The organism is Shewanella sp. 5S214 (assembly GCF_041439795.1).
GTDB classification, from domain to species: domain Bacteria; phylum Pseudomonadota; class Gammaproteobacteria; order Enterobacterales; family Shewanellaceae; genus Shewanella; species Shewanella vesiculosa.
Genome location: NZ_JBGOOV010000005.1, coordinates 110,382 through 127,919, shown reverse-complemented (window position 1 = coordinate 127,919; position 17,538 = coordinate 110,382). Strand labels below are relative to the sequence as shown.

Below are 17,538 nucleotides of genomic sequence, written 5' to 3'. Positions count from 1 at the left end.
TTATTCTCCTGCTAAAAATGATTCTGCTGAATTAACCAAAAAACGCCCTTCTAACGCGCGACGACCTAATAACATCCTAAATTTCATGTGATCTCTATTGGTCAATGTCAGTTCGATGTCAAAAAGTTGTGTACCGATAAGAATGGGGGTTTTTATCACGTAACGTTTGGTTACATGGCCGCCGGAATCACTGACATCTCGGCGATCAAATACTTGAAACTCACACACGACTTCTCGGTCAGAATCCTGGTCAGGATGCAGCCAGACTCGAACCCATTTTTGGTTATTTTTTTGAAACGGTTTTATTTTGAACGCATGCAAACAAGATGTTTTTGCGCCAGTATCCACTTTGATTTTGACTCTTTCGTTGCCAATATCAGGAAAAGTGCCCCACTCACGCCAACCCACAATACCGAGGGAATGTTCAGTCATGGTCAATCCTTTCTTGTAGAGGAATTATTCATTCCAAAGTGTAATCTTTAAATGAATTAGTGTTTGAATAGATAGCAAAATCGGTTTAACGTCTTGCACTAGCCAACCAATATATGTTGTTGATAAAGATGAACCACAAGGTTTACATCAATAAACTAGCCTTTGAAGCGATTTTAACACCAACACTTTATTTATATCAAATTAACATTTAAAAAATAATGAAAAAAAATCTCTATGTCAGTAAGTTACAATGGATATACGGAAATTTAAAAAGCATCAAAATATTATGTTTACTCTAGATAAAATACCAAAAAACACCGCATTAATATAGAGATGTCAACATAAGGTATTCAATCTTAATAGTTTAAATAAATCCTAGCTATGTCACTTACTACAGACATTGTTTAACATACTAGTAAAATTATAACATTATAATCTGCATCGCTATTGTAAAAAGGTATCGTCATGTTCAGTCAACTTAGTTTCGATTTTTTAAACACTCTAGCAGCCAATAATGATAGAGAATGGTTTAAAGCCAACCAGCAACAATATGAAGATCAGGTTAGAAGCCCTGCATTACAATTTATACAAGCCATGCAAGGACCCATTTTAGGCTTATCACCACGATTTGTTGCTGTAGCTAAAAAAGTCGGGGGTAGCCTAATGCGCCCACAACGCGACAGTCGCTTTAGTAAAAATAAAACGCCTTATAAAACCAATGTGGGTATCCAGTTTAGACACTTTCAAGCAAAAGATGTGCATGCGCCTGGATTTTATGTCCATATTGCCAATGATGAATGCTTTATTGCGGCTGGAATTTGGCATCCTGAATCAAAAACGCTCAATGCAATTCGCCATTGTATTGATGAAAACCCTAATGCGTACCAAAAAGCATTAGCGCAATTGAGGCAGGCTGGATTTGAATTAACAGGCGATAGCTTATCCAGACCGCCACGCGGATTTGATAAACATCATCCCATGATTGACGAGCTAAAGCGTAAAGACTTTATCGCCATAAAATCCATTAGCCCTAAGCAAGTATGCCAGGCTGATTTTGTCGAGTTTTGTGCGCAAGAATATCAGCATACTCGCGCATTAATGGCTTACTTATGTTTTGCCCTAGAGCTAGATTTTTAGTCTTTAAGCAACATAACGAAACATTAATCATGGTGTTGTTGAAAATATTAACTCATTTTTACGCTATTATAGTTTTAGCTCATTATTTAGATAAGCCGTGTTAAACTAGCAAAAAATAGTTTCCGGTGCAGCACTCTGTTAATTGCTGCACCTATTACCAGGTCAATTCATGAGCCATAATATTTCCGCCATGTCTAACACAACACCATCAATTGAGACATCTGCGTCCGAAATCGCTGCGATCACGCCAGCACAAAAACGTGCCTTAAGTTACTCGACAACGATTGAATCACTCTTCAATCAAGTGATGAACACCGGCATGCCAGCCGATAGAATCATTGGCCAATATTTTCGCGAGCATAAAAAACATGGCTCTAAAGATAGACGAGTGATCCGTGAAAGTTTGTTTGGTTTATTTCGCTGGTGGGGTTGGTTAAGCCAGTTAGATACCAGTCAAAAACACAGTACATGGTTCCAACAATTAAGTGCTTGTGCAATGTTAGAACAACACCCATGGCCTGATGTCACTGGTGCTTGGAATGATTTTGCTGATTGGCCTCAAACCCGCGCAGATCAAACTACCCTAGATAATCAAGCCACATTAAAAGATAAATTAGCCGCTTATATTGCTTTAAGCGCGATAGAAAGTTGTCAAATCACTCAGTTATTACCCCAATGGTTTTGGCAACTTTGTCCAGTAGATAGCACAGAGCAATATGCGCTTGTTAACGCAATGACGACTCGCCCCCCCATTTGGGCTCGGGCACAAACATTATCAACAGCCAAATTAATTACGTCACTTAAACAAGCGGGTGTTGAAGCTAAAACTAGCGGCTACTTTGCCGATGCCATTAGTCTAGGGCATAAAAGTATTAATCTAAATGAGATAGAGGTTTATAAACAAGGTCATCTTGAAATTCAGGATTTAGCCTCACAAGTTATTGGCCAAATTTGCCAGCCAAACAGTCATGAAAAATGGTGGGATGCGTGCAGTGGTGCTGGCGGTAAATCCCTGCAATTGCATTCATTAATGTCACAGCAAAGCACGGAATTCAGCGGTAGCATTACGGCATCAGATATTCGCCATAAACCTTTAGAAGAACTGCGTAAAAGAGCTAAACGTGCGGGTTTTGAGCATATCAGTGTCGCGCCATGGAAAGGAGAGGTATTGCCTGTCGATGCTAATGCTTTTGACGGTGTATTAGTTGATGCACCCTGCAGCTGCACTGGCACTTGGCGTCGAAATCCTGATATGCGCTGGCTTGATGATGCTAGCGCGATTACAGACAAGCCTATACTTCAATTAGCAATTTTACGTCGAAGCGCTGCTGCAGTAAAATCGGGCGGTAAATTGGTTTATGCCACCTGCTCTTTATCACCAAGTGAAAATGAACAGATTGTGAAAGACTTTTTATCCGTAACGTCTGAGTTTGAACTTGAACCAGTCATACATCCTTTTACTGGTGAGCAATTTGATATGTTAACGATTTGGCCTCAACAAGCCGATAGTGATGGGATGTTTGTTGCTAAGATGCGTCGTAAATAGCAAGCTGACTCAAACACTAATGCCAAATAATGCTCCACTAAAAAGCCATCTTTCGATGGCTTTTATATTATGGTTCACAGACAAACACTATTGAGCTATTTTCTGTGCAGCCGCAGTATTAATTCCGCTTCAGCTTTTGGCAATTCACACTCTTGCATTAACTCTTCAATACCAGCCCCAAGACCGACCATTTTAAGCGCACGCGAGTATAATTTAGCTTGTGGGTCTTGCTGGCTAGCTTCTTCAAGCATATCAGACTGTTTAGACAGTTTTTTTTCTAGTTCGACAACTCGCCTACCGACACCAATAGTACCACTGCGTAATTCGTGTAATTCACGCTTAACAGCTTCACGCTGACGGTCGCTTTCTTTAACCAACACAGTCAGGGCATCCACTTTAGTTTTTAATTTACTCGACTGTTTTTGCAAGTAAAGTACTAAAACAAGACATGCAATCGCACACACTAAAGCTGCAATTAGAAATTCATCACCCATTAACATACCTATGTTGCTATTACTCAAAAGCACTAAGCCAAACAAAAAAGCCAACAGTGATTCGGTTGGCTTTTCGGTTACAACACGACTAGATTTGAGTTAATTCAACCCACTCATCGTCAGATAATAGTTTATCTAAATCAACCAAGATTAATAACTCGTTGTCGCGATTACTCACCCCTTGAATAAATTTAGCACTTTCTTCCGTGCCGACATTAGGAGCGTTATCGATTTCAGAACGGCGCAAGTATACGACTTCAGCCACGCTATCAACTAAGATACCAATAACTTGTTTTTCTGCTTCAATAATCACGATACGAGTCGAGTCGTCTAATTCTGCTGATTGTAAGCCAAAACGTGAACGAGTATCGATAACGGTAACTACGTTTCCGCGAAGGTTAATAATCCCTAACACATAATCAGGAGCACCTGGCACAGGAGCTATTTCGGTATAACGTAATACTTCCTGAACTTGCATTACGTTAATACCATAGGTTTCATTATCTAATTTAAATGTTACCCATTGTAATACTGCATCGTCTTTACTTGCAGCAACCGCTGCTACACTTCTAGAATCGCTCATAGTTAACCTCGGTCAATCGAATCCTGACAACCTAAACCTGCATCAAGCATTTTGATTAATGCTTGAACATGTAAAATGCCACACATTTGTTGTTTTACTACCCCAGCAAGCCAAGGACGCTTACCCGGTTTTTCACGCCAATTGACGTGGGATTTATCTATTTTAACGGCGTTAACTAACGATTCGCACGTTAGTCCCCACTGACTATCTTCTAGCATAACAAGATATTGATAATTTACCGTTTGTGCTAATGCTGGAGAATATTTTTCAGGCATTACCCATGCACATGTATCAACCACATTAATTTTAGTATCTCGGTGGGTTTGCACCCCTTTAAACCAAGAGGGCCTACCAATAAGATGGTTTATCTTGTCAATTTTAATAATCCCCCCCAAGCTCACTAGTGGTACCGCTAACGTTAACCCTGCAACATTAAAGAATAGCACCTGAAACTCATCATCAAGTACTTCTTGTAAATCATGGGTGATACTCGGTGGTTGATGCCCAACCTGAGTTTGTGGTGGCGTTTGCACTTGCTCCGCCGAATTCATCACCAACTCTTCATGCTTAATAATAGCGTCTTTTATAACAGCATGTGAACTTTCGTTATTATTTATATCGACTAACGGCTTGATTTCTTTATCCGTTAGCTCTATTTCTTGTGTTTTTGTATTATTAACGACTGCTTTAGGCTCAATATCACTAATTGCCTGACGAACACGTTCTGCGCTGTTTTTGATCTGTTGCGATAAATCTGTTTCAGCACTAGGTGTAGATACTGCTGATAATAATTTTTCAAGCGCCAGTTTATCTACACTGGTTGTCGGCTGAGCATAATCCCACTGGCTCGCAACAACAGATGAAATCTTAGACAAAGTTGGTGGTGAATAATGAGCTGATGAAGATGCGGCTATTGTGGTGGTATCAGCCAGCTTGTCCTCGATAATATTTAGCGATTTAGTAGTAATATTATTAGCAGGATTCACAGGAATCGACTCTGACGATTCCTGTAGTAAAAGACTGAAATAATCAAAAACAGTTTCATCAACCGATTTTGACATGGTTAAACTCCTGAGAAAATAAAAAATCCAGCAGACGATTGTAAGCTTTTACACCTCGGCTACTGGCTGAATAATGTGATGCTGGTAAATGAGCCAAGCTTGCATCTCTAAATTTAGTATCCACAGGAATCACATCACTTGGCCAAAGTGATGAACCATATTTATCCTGCAAAAATTGTAGTGCGATAGGTGAGGCTTTAGTTCGCTTGTCATACATAGTCGGTAATACTGTGAAACTGTATCGTGTTTTCTTAGAACGCCCCATGATTTCCATGGTTTTCACCATACGTTCAAGGCCTTTTATGGCTAAAAACTCAGTCTGAACCGGTATAATAATGTGATGACTTGCAGCTAATGCATTGACCATTAGCACCCCTAAAACAGGTGGGCAGTCAATGATAGCCACATCATATTTATCTTCAAGTAGCGCCAATAAATTGCGCAACACCAAGCCCATACCTTCCTGATGACCTAAGGATCTATCCAGTGTTGCTAACGCCATATTAGCAGCAATAATATCCAGTCCCTCTATTTGAGTAGGGATGACATTTTGTAATATAAACTCTTGAGTCAGTGTCTGGTGATTCAAAAAGACATCATAAAGCGAACATGGCACTTCATCTGAATCAATACCTAAGTAATAACCCAATGAAGCATGAGGATCAGTATCAATCATCAGCACTCGTTGACCACGCTTAACCAATGCTCCGGCTAAACTGGCTACTGTGGTTGTTTTACCGACACCACCTTTTTGATTCGCTACCGTCCATACTTTCAAAAAAAGCCTCTCAACTCATTATAATGATGCTGTTATGGAATATTGACTACTGCTTGTGTTGTGTATCATCACGGGTTGTTACACGGATCCCGCCGTTAGGTAAACGGATCACCTTAACCCCTTGAGCATCTTCTGACACTATGATTTCTTGATTATTGCCTTCACTAACAACTTCGGGATGCTTATGTTTAGTGGGCTGATCATCATCTAAAGCGCCAGGTCCAAACAACACACTTTTAGCTTGCTCTTGTCCTGCGGACGCAACAATTGCTTGAGTTTGTTCAGGATGCTGAGTTAACCAATTAGCAATATTAGCAGCTTGCTCCTCAGGAACCATCAAAAGTACTTGAGAGTCGGTTAAACGAGCCACATCTTGCTTTAATAGTGTTATCTTTTTATTCGCATCAACATACAAACCCGCTAGTACTAAGATGGTAATAAAACACAGAAAAAAACCCAGCATGTGCTTAGTCTGTGAGGAATAACTCGACTTAGCCACGACTAGACTCTTTTAAAATAGCTTCAGCAATATTATCCAACGAAATAGAGTGAGTCGAGATACCAGCAGATGCTACAGCTTGTGGCATACCATAGACAACACAACTCGCTTCATCTTGTGCCCAAATGGTTGCACCAACAGACTTTAACATTCTAGCCCCTTCTCTACCGTCGGCCCCCATCCCAGTCAACACTACAGCCAAAACATCTCCACCAAAAGCTTTAGATGCAGACGCAAAAGTAATATCTACACTTGGCTTATAATTCATTTCAGGGGTACCAGGAACAACTTTAAGTCTGCCTGTAATACCATTTCGTTCAACCATAAGCTGCATACCACCGGGCGCTAAATAAGCGCATCCAGGGCGCATAACATCCCCATTTTCAGCCTCTTTCACATCAATTTGACATAATGTATTTAAACGTGCTGCAAATGCAGGAGTAAATGCTGCAGGCATGTGCTGGATCAATACAATTGGATGAGGATAATTCGCAGGAAAAGCGGTTAATACTTTCTGCAAAGCCACTGGTCCACCAGTTGAAGTCCCGATAAGTAATACTTTGTATTGTTTACCACTAGCCCGAATAGACGATATTGATGAACTCGTGTTATTGGGAGTATGGCGATCAGGAGATGCACTAGAGTGGGTTGCTGCAGGCGTTGGAGTTAAACCGCTGCTAAATGGACGACGAGATGAATAGGTATCCGAAGCGGAAACCGATGTTTTACGAGGTTCAGGTGATGATGAAGTCGATAATGAACTTGATGCTGAACTTGGGCGATATACTCTGCGTCGCCCCAAAGCCTTAATTCGCTGCTGCAGTAACAGTATTGCATCGTCTTTATTGGTCGCAATATCTTCAAAGCGTTTTGGTAAAAAATCTAATGCGCCAGCTTCTAACGCATCAAGTGTCGCTTTGGCACCATCATGAGTTAATGATGAAAACATTAAAATTGGAGTGGGGTTAGTAGCCATGATTTCACGCACAGCAGTAATACCATCCATCACTGGCATTTCAATGTCCATGGTGATGACTTGAGGCTTTAATTTTGCAGCCATTTCAACAGCTTCTTTACCGTTAACAGCAACAGCAACGACTTCGAGATCAGGATCTTTATTAACAATCTCACTGACTCGACGTCGAAAAAAGCTAGAATCATCTACAACTAATACTTTTATGGCCATTTAATTCCTTAAATAATGGAACTTTTTTTATTTTTTGCTTTTGGCGTAATGTTTCAGTAGTCCTGGCACATCTAAAATAAGTGCAATACCACCATCTGATGTAATTGTTGCCCCCGCCATTCCTGGCGTACCTTGTAACATACTGCCAAGTGGTTTGATGACAACTTCTTCTTGCCCAATTAATGCATCAACAACGAAACCGATTTGCATCGTACCAAGTTGAACAATCACAACATGGCCATGCTTCTTATCACCATGCTTAAATGTCGATTTCTTACTGTGCAACCAATGTTCTAGATAAAATAATGGCACGGCTTTATTACGGAAAATAACCGTTAATTGACCATCTACAATATTGGTTTTGGTTAAATCTAAATTAAAGATCTCATTAACACTCGATAATGGCAGAGCGAAGACTTGATTAGACACATCAACCATCAAGGTTGGCATGATAGCCAAGGTTAACGGCACTTTAATTTCAAGTGTGGTGCCCTTACCTTTCATCGAATCAATGTAGACAGTACCATTGAGTTGATTTATGCGGGTTTTCACCACATCCATACCCACACCACGGCCTGAAATGTCTGAGATTTCAACTTTAGTTGAAAACCCTGGAGCGAAAATCAGATTATACGCTTCGTTATCAGTCATTCTCGAGGCGGCATCTTCATCGAGCACACCACGACTTATCGCAATTTGTTTTAGCTTTTCAGGATCCATGCCAGCGCCATCATCCTCAATTTTCAGCAGGATGTGATCACCTTCTTGGCTAGCCGATAAGGTAATAGTACCGGTTCGGGATTTACCATTTGCTTCACGAGTCACCGGCATTTCAATACCGTGGTCGACTGAGTTTCTCACTAAGTGGACCAAAGGATCGGCTAAAGCCTCAACTAAATTTTTATCAAGATCGGTGTCTTCACCAATCATAACTAAATCAATTTCTTTATTTAATGTACGCGCTAAATCTCGAACAACCCGTGGGAAACGACCAAATACTTTCTTGATAGGTTGCATGCGCGTCTTCATCACCGCACCTTGTAAATCAGCGGTCACCAAATCAAGGTTAGCAAGTGCTTTTGACATTTCCTCGTCTTCACGATTAATGCCTAAGCTCACCAGTCGATTACGGACTAATACCAATTCACCAACCATATTCATGATTTGATCTAAACGAGCGGTATCTACGCGAACTGTGGTTTCACCTTGTGGCACAGACGAGGCTTTGACTGGGGCTTTATCTGCTAAGGGTTCAACTTTTGGCACAACGGCTGGAGTCGATGGCATAACTGGCTTAGCAACTGGAGTCGGAGCGGGTTTTGCTGCCGGTGGAGGAGTAACCACTTTAGCAGATTCTGCAGCAACCGGAGTTGATTGCACTTTCGCTACTGGGGCTGTGCCTTTACCGTGTAATTCATCTAAAAGACGTTCAAACTCATCGTCGGTGATTTCATCTGAGTCTACTGCGGGTTGAGCAACTGGTGTACTTGCAGGTTTAGCGGCAACCACAGGTTCGTCTTTGGCTTTAAATGAACCTGAGCCGTGTAACTCATCTAAGAGTGCTTCAAATTCGTCATCGGTAATTTCGTCACTGCTTTTTGCTGGTGCTGGTTTTGAGTCAATATTGTCTTTCTTTATTGCAGAAGATTTAGATGCAACAGGACTGTTACCTGAACCGTGTAAGGCATCAAGCAAGGCTTCAAATTCTAACTCATCAATTTCATCAATGCTGCCAGAATCAGACGTTTCTGCCGTAAAAGAACTCACATCCTCTATGACTTCAGGCTCGTTAACCTCAACAACATTTTCGATAGGTTCAAGTTCTGCAGCCGACATCTCTGAGGGTAATGGCGCACCAGAGCTTAATAATTTGAGTTTCGCAAGTAGCATTGGATCGGCAGGGTCTTGTTCTTGTCCCTGTTGAGTTTGAGCAAACATAGTATTAATGGCGTCGACCGCTTGCAAAATAATATCCATTAATTCTGCATTTACGCCACGTTTTCCGGTGCGCAATAAATCGAACGTATTTTCAGCTTCATGACACACGTCAACCATCGGCTTTAAGCTTAAAAAACCAGCTCCGCCTTTGACAGTATGAAATCCACGGAAAATAGCATTAAGTAAATCACTGTCATCAGGATTATTTTCAAGAGCAACTAGCTGCTCTTGTAGAAGCTCTAAAATCTCACCAGCTTCAATTAAAAAGTCCTGGAGTATCTCTTCATCAACATCAAAGGACATTAAATTGACTCCTAATTAGAAACCCAGACTTGATAGCAGATCGTCTACTTCATCCTGACCTGTCACCACATCTTCACGCAGTTCTGCATTCATGATGGGGCCTTCTGCTTCTATTTTATTATCGTTTATCGTTGGTGATGACTCAGTAATATGATCACCAAACACCGTTAGCATTGAAACTAAATTACTTTCTACTTCACGAACTAAATCAATCACTCGACGGATCATTTGGCCAGTTAAGTCTTGGAAGTCTTGCGCCATTAAAATTTGATTTAATAGCTCACGAAGACGATTACAATCATTTTCACTGTGTAACATAAACTGCTGAACATCGTGGCAAAGTGATTTAAACTCACCCAACTCGATGTCACGACGCATCAATTTATCCCACATTGGCGTTACTGATTGAATATTACTGATAATGGTATCGGCCAAAGGTAGACATTCTTCAACTGCATCCATGGTTTTATTAGCAGCTTGCTCTGTCATATCGATAACGTAGTTTAATCTTTCTTTAGCATCCGGAATTTCGGTATTGGCTAATTCAGATAAACGGTTATCAATTTGAAAATCTTTTAATGCACTATGAAGTTGTCGAGTTAACTTACCCACTTCTTCAAAAAGCTCACGCTGCAATGGTGTAGCAAGCTCCCTGATGACGTCATCAGCTTTATCTTGCTGACCTAAGGTAAGCAATTCAACAAGTTCTTGGGCCTGTTCGAGAGTGATTAACCCCGATATTGATGCCTGCATGACTTATCCTTGCTTATGCGAGTCGTTCAAAGATTTTATCTAACTTTTCTTTTAACGTTGCGGCGGTGAAAGGCTTTACCACATAACCATTTACCCCAGCTTGCGCTGCAGCAATAATTTGTTCACGCTTGGCTTCTGCGGTTACCATCAATACGGGTAAATGCTTTAACGAATCATCTGCACGGATTGCTCTAAGTAAATCAATACCTTGCATTCCAGGCATGTTCCAGTCTGTTACTACAAAATCAAAATCGCCTTTTTGTAACATAGGTAGGGCTGTTGAGCCATCATCTGCTTCTTGGGTATTATTAAATCCCAAATCTCGCAACAAGTTCTTAATGATACGCCTCATTGTTGAAAAATCGTCAACAATAAGAATCTTCATATTCTTGTCCAAGGTTTCCTCCGGTGAGCTGACACTCGTTTGCTCTAAATAAGTTATTATTCTTGTGTCCAATGCTTGAGTTTAGCTTTTAATCTGAGCATTGCCTGACTTAATATCTGGCTTACACGCGATTCACTAACATCAAGGATGGCACCGATTTCTTTTAAATTTAATGCTTCGTTGTAATATAACGACAACACTAACGCATCTCTTTCTGGCAATGTCTTAATTGCTTCAACCAATGCAGATTGGAATTGAATTTCAGCAAGCGAGTCAAAGGCCTCATCTGGCGATTCATTATCTGTGATTAACACATCTTGCGAAACACCAAGATCTTCTATGCCTATGATTTTACCAACAGAAACATCATTTAAGATATGATGGTACTCATCGAGCGACATTTCAAGCTTTTCAGCAATTTCAGTATCATAAGCATCACGACCAAGCTGTTGCTCTAATTCATCAATTACTTGTGCAACTCGACGATTATTACGGTGAACTGAGCGTGGAACCCAGTCACCACGACGAATTTCATCTATCATCGCTCCACGAATTCTAATGCCAGCAAAAGTTTCAAACTTAGCACCTTTGCTGTTATCAAATTTTGATGAGGCCTCAAGCAACCCCATCATTCCAGCTTGTAACAGGTCATCAAGTTGCACCGATGCTGGTAATCTTGCCAGCATATGATGAGCAATTCTTTTTACCAACGGTGCATACTGTTCAATGATAGACGTTTTGTTATCGAACTGAGTATACGCTGCGGCTTTATTCACCCGTTCTTCCTTCTTGTATCGGCTTACGTTGTACAAGACGTTCAACAAAAAATTCTAAATGACCACCGGGTTGCTGTGGCACAGGCCAAGTCATAATTTTATTGGCTAATCCGTGGTAAGCAATGGCTGAAGGTGATTTAGGATACGCTTCAACGACTAGTTTTTGTTTACGAACTGCTTTACGTAAATTCTCATCAAAGGGAATGGTTGCCACCAACTCCAATGCAACATCTAGAAATCTATCAGTCACTTTACTGAGTTTAGCAAATAATTCCATACCTTCTCGTAAACTACGTACCATATTTGCCACAATTTTGAAGTGGAACACACCATGTTCACGACTTAGTATCTTAATTAACGCATAAGCATCAGTAATCGATGTTGGTTCGTCACAAACCACAATTAATACATCTTGTGATGCACGAGAAAAACTCAGCACCATATCTGATATACCGGCAGCAGTATCAACAATTAAAATATCAAACTGAGTCCGCATTTCACTAAATGCACGGATCAAGCCGGCATGTTGTGCTGGTGTCAATTCAACCATCGCTTGTGAACCTGATGTAGCAGGAACAATACCGATACCTTTGGGTCCGCGTACAATGATGTCATCTAATTCGGCATCACCTGACAAAACATGAGATAAATTTTTCTCAGCACGTATCCCGAGCATCACATCGACATTGGCTAAACCTAAATCGGCATCAAGTACTAATACACGTTTGCCCTTTTCGGCTAATGCTACCGCAGTATTAATTGACACACTTGTTTTACCAACTCCGCCTTTACCACCGGATACGGCAATTACTTTAACTTTATCGTTATTTGGTTGATTCATCATACGTAAACCACTTGCTTGATCCCGAGTCATATCTTTACTCAAATGCATAGGCTGTGTCATTAGACCACACTGTGTCTTGTGATAATTGTTGTTCAGTTTCATTTAACGCCGCGAGAGCTTTCTTGGCTAGCTCTAGTGTATCTGCGACTTTCATGTCCTCAGGAACACGTTGACCGTCAGTAACATAGCTTAATGGTAACTCATTTTGAATCAATACGCTCAATGCACCTGCAATTGATATTGATTCATCTAATTTTGTTAAAATCGCACCCGCTAATGGAATACGTTTAAAATGTTCTACAGCATCTTGTAAGACACGGCGCTGGCCTGTCGCTGACAAGACTAAGTAACTCCGAATGGGGATCCTACTATTTGCCGTCAAATTATCAAGTTGCTGATATAAGCGCATATCTCGCTGCCCCATACCGGCGGTATCGATTAATACTAACTTACGATTCCTAAATTGATAAAGAATTTGTTCTAATTCGGCTAAATCATGTGCTTGCTTCACCGGACAGCCCATTATTTTGCCATAAGTTGCTAATTGCTCATAGGCACCAATACGATAATGATCTGTGGTAATCAATGCCACCTGCTCGGGGCCATGATGGGCAGCAAATCGAGCTGCTATTTTAGCTAAAGAAGTCGTCTTACCTACACCTGTTGGGCCAACAAAAGCGACCACACCACCACGTTTGACAATATCATCACCTTGGTTGTCGAGTAAGTTAGCTAAGCTTTGCGGTAGCGCTCTTACTAAGTCGGCTGGCGTATAATGTTGACTCAATCCTGCTAGTTTAGCAGCAACTGCAGGAGAAAACTCTGCGGCAATCAATTTACTTTCAAGCATAGCACCAACTGGATCGGTACGCTTTTTTTGGTCTTTCATTAACGATGACACTTGATGAGTCAATAAGTTACGTAATGAAGCCATTTCTTCACGCAACGCGTCCATATCATCAGATTGATTTCTATTGGTTTTTTTAGCGTGTTCAGGCGCGGCTTGCGCTTTTAACGTTGATGTAGGCTTAGCTGACTTTGCCCCTTGTAATTGACGCGCCCACTCAGGTAATTCAGGTTCATCTTGGCGAACAGACATTTGTTGTTTCATGCGATTATGCTGTTTTTCAAGCAATGCTTGAAGAGAATCTGCTTCCGGTGGCGGATTTACCTTAGATTGAGCTTTCATTACAGGCTTTGCGCCTATTGAGACGCGATCCTCACTGACGTCCATAAAGCTTGTCGTTGGCGCTTGCGATGCAATAGAGGCCTTAGGTTCATCATAATCGACTGCGGCGACAATTTCGATTCCGCCTGCTACTTTTTTGTTTGACATAATGACAGCGTCAGAGCCTAAGGTCTCTTTTACTTGAGCCAATGCTTCGCGCATATCTTTGGCAAAAAATCGTTTAATTTTCACTTATGCACCTCAATAAACTGACGTTATCACTATTGGCCAACAGCAGAAACAATTCTAATTTGTTTCTCATCGGGTATTTCTTGATAAGAAATCACTCGTAAATTTGGAATAGTGTATTTAACAAATCTGGACAGCGTTGACCTCAACATACCAGAGGTCAATAAAATGGCTGGTTGCCCTACCATTTCTTGCTTCTGTGCAGCATCTAACAATGACTGCTGCATGCGTTCTGCAAGGCCGGGTTCAATATTCGGTCCTTCACCGCCAGTCGCCTGCATAGACTTATGCAACATCTGTTCCAACTCTGGCGCCAATGTAATGACAGGTATTTCAAGTTCAGGCCCAGAGATTTCTTGTACTATCATCCGTTTTAGCGCTATACGCACTGCTGCAGTTAAGACTTCGGTATCATTACTCTTGGTGCCGTACTCTAATAATGTCTGCACTATGGTGCGTAAATCACGAACCGAGACACCTTCGTTAAGTAAGTTTTGCATGACTTTAACAACCGATCCCAACGGCATAATATCAGGCACAAAACCATCGACTAATTTAGGCGAGTTCTTGCTCAGCATATCCATTAACTGCTGCACTTCTTCATAACCTAATAGTTTGGCTGCATTATTACTCAATAACTGACTAATATGCGTTGCCACAACCGTTGCGGTATCAACGACGGTATAACCTAATGTTTGTGCATGTTCACGTTGCTCTGGTGTGATCCACACCGCCTCTAAACCAAAAGCGGGGTCACGGGTGTCAATACCGTCAAGCTTACCGTAAACCTGACCAGGATTGATCGCTAGCTCACAATCATGTCTAACTTCAGCCTCACCTACCACCACACCCATTAAGGAAATACGATATGCATTTGGCGATAAGTCTAGATTGTCACGAATATGCACCGCTGGCACTAAAAAACCTAATTCTTGTGACAATTTTTTACGCACACCTTTAATTCGGCCTAATAACTCACCACCCTGAGACTTATCAACCAATGGAATTAACCGATATCCCACTTCCAGACCGATAGTATCAACATGGCGCACATCATCCCAACTCAACTCTTTAGGTTCTTTATCTCTAGCTTCTACTGGCCCTTTGGTCGCCAGTGTCAGTGCCGCTTGTTTTTTGTCAACATTACGCTTGTAGACAAAGTACGCTGCACCAGCAGTAATAAATGCGAAGGTCAAAAATGCCACATGAGGCATTCCAGGGACAACCCCCATGATAAACAGTAACCCAGCAGCAATGGCTAATGATTTGTGACTGTCAAACATCTGACTAAACATCATTTGGCCCATATCACCAGATTCATTTTGACGCGTTACCATTAACGCGGCTGCAATTGATAATAATAAACCGGGAATTTGCGCAACCAAGCCATCACCGATGGTCAGTAAAGTATAAATTTCTACTGCACTAGAAAAATCCAGATCATGCTGAACGATACCAATCACAAAGCCACCGAGTATATTGATGACAAGAATCATAATACCGGCGATAGCATCACCTTTAACGAACTTTGAAGCACCGTCCATCGCACCATAAAAGTCGGCTTCACGAGTCACTTCAGCACGGCGAATACGCGCCTGGTCTTGGGTTAAGGTGCCAGCATTTAAATCAGCATCAATGGCCATTTGCTTACCCGGCATAGCATCCAAGGTAAATCGAGCACTCACCTCAGCAATACGCCCCGCACCTTTAGTTACCACAGCAAAGTTAATGATAATAAGAATAATGAACACCACTAAACCAACCGCATAGTTTCCGCCAATAACCACAGAACCAAAGGCTTCAATCACTTTACCCGCAGCATCACCACCATTATGACCTTCGAGCAATACAATACGGGTGGAGGCAACGTTAAGCGCGAGTCTTAATAAAGTAGCAACCAGTAAGACTGTCGGAAATGCAGCAAAATCAAGGGGTCTGTCTGAATAAATAGCAACAAGTAACACAACTAATGCTAACGCGATATTGAATGAAAATAGGATATCGAGTAAAAAAGCAGGAATGGGTAAAACTACCATCCCAAGCGCAGCAAGTACCAATAAAGGTGTACCGATACCTTTAAATGTCGATGGTCTTATTTGTTTAAACTGCCCGAAAGCTGCTTTTGCATCCATAGAGGGGAACCCTTTGTATAGTCTATTGCGAAATACTATGTTTTTATTTGACGCTAATAAATCTACAAAGCAAAAACTAAGCCACTATTAGTTATAGCATCATTCATAATGTCGCGATTTGACTGATATAGGGTTGATTAATGTTTTAAATCATCAGGAATGGGTTGATTAATAGGAATGGGTTTAGGCCGACGACCTTTGCCTTTTTGATATTGTCTTAGCTGAAAAACATACGCGAGTATTTGTGCTACTGCAGTAAATAGGCCTTCTGGAACTTGCTGGTCTATTTTAGTTGTATGGTAAATAGCACGGGCAAGTGGTGGAGCAGAAACAATAGCAACATTATGTTCACGAGCAATTTCACGTATTTTAAAAGCAACATCGTCGACCCCTTTAGCGATTAAAAAGGGGGCAGAAGAACGACTTACATCGTATTTAACCGCCACAGCATAGTGTTCTGGGTTGACCACGATAACATCAGCATTAGGTACCTCACTCATCATGCGTCGTTGCGCCAGCTCTTGCTGCATTTGTCTTATGCGGCCTTTAACTTCTGGCTTACCTTCAGTGTCTTTATATTCATCTTTGACTTCTTGCTTGGTCATTTTTAACTGTTTGTTATGATTCCAAATTTGAAATGGCACATCAATAACAACAATCAATAGCATGGAGCTACACAGTAAAATAAACATCCAAATCAACAAATCTAAGGCGTGATAAACATTACCAGGAAGATGATCGCTAGACAGAGTCAAAATATCATAGAAATAAAAACTAAGAAGGAAATATGCAGATAGCGCTACCACAGAAAATTTAGCGATACCCTTTGTAAGTTCAACTAAGGCTTGAGTACCAAACATGCGTTTAAAGCCGCTCATTGGGTTCATTTTACTGCCTTTTGGCATAAAGGCTTTGACTGAAAAAGACATACCACCTAAGGCAATATTCCCCAGAAAAGACACGAATGCCAATAAAGCAATAAAGCTGATCAACGGCCAAGCAAGCTCATTGCCAACAACGCCCCAAACCCGAAACATGGAATTAGTATCAAAAATTTGATCGCGTTCCATTGAAAACACTTGCTTCATAATGGTGTAGAGACTTTTGGCAATAGCAGGTCCTGTCATCGAAAACCCTATCGATGCAGCAAGCAATACAGCTGCAGTACCTAACTCTTTAGAGCGAGCGACTTGACCTTTTTCACGCGCTTGATCAAGTCGCCTCCCTGTAGGTTCCTCGGTGCGTTCTTGACTGCTATCATTTTCTGCCATCTA

Annotated in this window: 17 protein-coding genes; 2 read left to right on the top strand and 15 right to left on the bottom strand. The window is 41.2% G+C overall.

Annotated elements, in window-relative coordinates; translation table 11 throughout:
- Window positions 1-432, bottom strand: coding sequence for a RimK/LysX family protein (locus ACED29_RS05020; protein WP_124016950.1), 432 nt, complete (start codon window positions 430-432; stop codon window positions 1-3).
- A gap of 465 nt (window positions 433-897) precedes the next feature.
- Between ACED29_RS05020 and ACED29_RS05015 the strand changes: the two genes are divergently transcribed.
- Both ACED29_RS05015 and ACED29_RS05010 read left to right on the top strand, forming a co-directional pair.
- Window positions 898-1,569, top strand: a complete 672-nt coding sequence (locus ACED29_RS05015; protein ID WP_182698026.1) for a DUF2461 domain-containing protein — start codon at window positions 898-900, stop codon at window positions 1,567-1,569.
- A 169-nt stretch (window positions 1,570-1,738) separates the two neighbouring features.
- Window positions 1,739-3,115: an RsmB/NOP family class I SAM-dependent RNA methyltransferase gene (locus ACED29_RS05010; protein WP_371697175.1), complete on the top strand. Its 1,377-nt coding sequence runs from the start codon at window positions 1,739-1,741 to the stop codon at window positions 3,113-3,115.
- A 95-nt stretch (window positions 3,116-3,210) separates the two neighbouring features.
- On the opposite strand, the gene ACED29_RS05005 is transcribed toward ACED29_RS05010, so the two are convergent.
- From ACED29_RS05005 to flhB, 14 genes are all read right to left on the bottom strand, one after another.
- Window positions 3,211-3,609 (bottom strand): DUF2802 domain-containing protein, encoded by a 399-nt coding sequence (locus tag ACED29_RS05005; RefSeq protein WP_124016947.1) that lies wholly within the window; start codon window positions 3,607-3,609, stop codon window positions 3,211-3,213.
- Between the two features lie 88 nt (window positions 3,610-3,697).
- Window positions 3,698-4,192, bottom strand: a complete 495-nt coding sequence (locus ACED29_RS05000; protein ID WP_124016946.1) for a chemotaxis protein CheW — start codon at window positions 4,190-4,192, stop codon at window positions 3,698-3,700.
- A 2-nt stretch (window positions 4,193-4,194) separates the two neighbouring features.
- The gene (locus tag ACED29_RS04995) at window positions 4,195-5,253 is read right to left on the bottom strand and encodes a chemotaxis protein CheW (protein ID WP_124016945.1); all 1,059 of its coding nucleotides are present in this window, start codon (window positions 5,251-5,253) and stop codon (window positions 4,195-4,197) included.
- The gene (locus ACED29_RS04990) at window positions 5,237-6,031 is read right to left on the bottom strand and encodes a ParA family protein (RefSeq protein ID WP_124016944.1); all 795 of its coding nucleotides are present in this window, start codon (window positions 6,029-6,031) and stop codon (window positions 5,237-5,239) included. Before ACED29_RS04990 ends, ACED29_RS04995 begins: the two co-directional genes overlap by 17 nt.
- A gap of 46 nt (window positions 6,032-6,077) precedes the next feature.
- The gene (locus ACED29_RS04985) at window positions 6,078-6,530 is read right to left on the bottom strand and encodes a membrane anchored protein in chemotaxis locus (protein WP_371697174.1); all 453 of its coding nucleotides are present in this window, start codon (window positions 6,528-6,530) and stop codon (window positions 6,078-6,080) included.
- Window positions 6,523-7,716 (bottom strand): chemotaxis response regulator protein-glutamate methylesterase, encoded by a 1,194-nt coding sequence (locus ACED29_RS04980; protein WP_182698024.1) that lies wholly within the window; start codon window positions 7,714-7,716, stop codon window positions 6,523-6,525. The genes ACED29_RS04985 and ACED29_RS04980 overlap by 8 nt, the downstream gene beginning before the upstream one ends.
- A 27-nt stretch (window positions 7,717-7,743) precedes the next feature.
- Window positions 7,744-9,957 carry a chemotaxis protein CheA gene (locus tag ACED29_RS04975; RefSeq protein WP_182741556.1) on the bottom strand — a complete coding sequence of 738 codons (2,214 nt, stop codon included), beginning with the start codon at window positions 9,955-9,957 and terminating at the stop codon, window positions 7,744-7,746.
- Between the two features lie 15 nt (window positions 9,958-9,972).
- The gene (locus ACED29_RS04970; RefSeq protein WP_124016941.1) at window positions 9,973-10,710 is read right to left on the bottom strand and encodes a protein phosphatase CheZ; all 738 of its coding nucleotides are present in this window, start codon (window positions 10,708-10,710) and stop codon (window positions 9,973-9,975) included.
- 13 nt (window positions 10,711-10,723) lie between these two features.
- Window positions 10,724-11,107 carry a chemotaxis response regulator CheY gene (gene cheY / locus ACED29_RS04965; RefSeq protein ID WP_011919599.1) on the bottom strand — a complete coding sequence of 128 codons (384 nt, stop codon included), beginning with the start codon at window positions 11,105-11,107 and terminating at the stop codon, window positions 10,724-10,726.
- 44 nt (window positions 11,108-11,151) lie between these two features.
- Window positions 11,152-11,871 carry an RNA polymerase sigma factor FliA gene (locus tag ACED29_RS04960; protein WP_182698022.1) on the bottom strand — a complete coding sequence of 240 codons (720 nt, stop codon included), beginning with the start codon at window positions 11,869-11,871 and terminating at the stop codon, window positions 11,152-11,154.
- Window positions 11,864-12,745, bottom strand: a complete 882-nt coding sequence (locus ACED29_RS04955; protein WP_124017021.1) for a MinD/ParA family protein — start codon at window positions 12,743-12,745, stop codon at window positions 11,864-11,866. The genes ACED29_RS04960 and ACED29_RS04955 overlap by 8 nt, the downstream gene beginning before the upstream one ends.
- A gap of 4 nt (window positions 12,746-12,749) precedes the next feature.
- Window positions 12,750-14,135, bottom strand: coding sequence for a flagellar biosynthesis protein FlhF (gene flhF, locus ACED29_RS04950; RefSeq protein ID WP_182757210.1), 1,386 nt, complete (start codon window positions 14,133-14,135; stop codon window positions 12,750-12,752).
- Between the two features lie 29 nt (window positions 14,136-14,164).
- A complete protein-coding gene (gene flhA, locus ACED29_RS04945; protein ID WP_273059456.1) occupies window positions 14,165-16,264 on the bottom strand; it encodes a flagellar biosynthesis protein FlhA in 2,100 nt (699 codons plus the stop codon).
- 137 nt (window positions 16,265-16,401) lie between these two features.
- A complete protein-coding gene (gene flhB / locus ACED29_RS04940; RefSeq protein WP_371697173.1) occupies window positions 16,402-17,535 on the bottom strand; it encodes a flagellar biosynthesis protein FlhB in 1,134 nt (377 codons plus the stop codon).
- Window positions 17,536-17,538: the final 3 nt, after the last annotated feature.

What these genes read in the sequence shown, in the direction of transcription:
- flhA (WP_273059456.1), bottom strand. Translation starts at nt 16,264, where the DNA reads ATGGATGCAAAAGCAGCTTTCGGGCAGTTTAAACAAATAAGACCATCG.
- ACED29_RS04955 (WP_124017021.1), bottom strand. Translation starts at nt 12,745, where the DNA reads ATGACTCGGGATCAAGCAAGTGGTTTACGTATGATGAATCAACCAAAT.
- ACED29_RS05015 (WP_182698026.1), top strand. Translation starts at nt 898, where the DNA reads ATGTTCAGTCAACTTAGTTTCGATTTTTTAAACACTCTAGCAGCCAAT.
- ACED29_RS04970 (WP_124016941.1), bottom strand. Translation starts at nt 10,710, where the DNA reads ATGCAGGCATCAATATCGGGGTTAATCACTCTCGAACAGGCCCAAGAA.
- ACED29_RS05010 (WP_371697175.1), top strand. Translation starts at nt 1,739, where the DNA reads ATGAGCCATAATATTTCCGCCATGTCTAACACAACACCATCAATTGAG.
- ACED29_RS05020 (WP_124016950.1), bottom strand. Translation starts at nt 432, where the DNA reads ATGACTGAACATTCCCTCGGTATTGTGGGTTGGCGTGAGTGGGGCACT.
- ACED29_RS05005 (WP_124016947.1), bottom strand. Translation starts at nt 3,609, where the DNA reads ATGGGTGATGAATTTCTAATTGCAGCTTTAGTGTGTGCGATTGCATGT.
- ACED29_RS04995 (WP_124016945.1), bottom strand. Translation starts at nt 5,253, where the DNA reads ATGTCAAAATCGGTTGATGAAACTGTTTTTGATTATTTCAGTCTTTTA.
- flhB (WP_371697173.1), bottom strand. Translation starts at nt 17,535, where the DNA reads ATGGCAGAAAATGATAGCAGTCAAGAACGCACCGAGGAACCTACAGGG.
- ACED29_RS05000 (WP_124016946.1), bottom strand. Translation starts at nt 4,192, where the DNA reads ATGAGCGATTCTAGAAGTGTAGCAGCGGTTGCTGCAAGTAAAGACGAT.
- ACED29_RS04975 (WP_182741556.1), bottom strand. Translation starts at nt 9,957, where the DNA reads ATGTCCTTTGATGTTGATGAAGAGATACTCCAGGACTTTTTAATTGAA.
- ACED29_RS04980 (WP_182698024.1), bottom strand. Translation starts at nt 7,716, where the DNA reads ATGGCCATAAAAGTATTAGTTGTAGATGATTCTAGCTTTTTTCGACGT.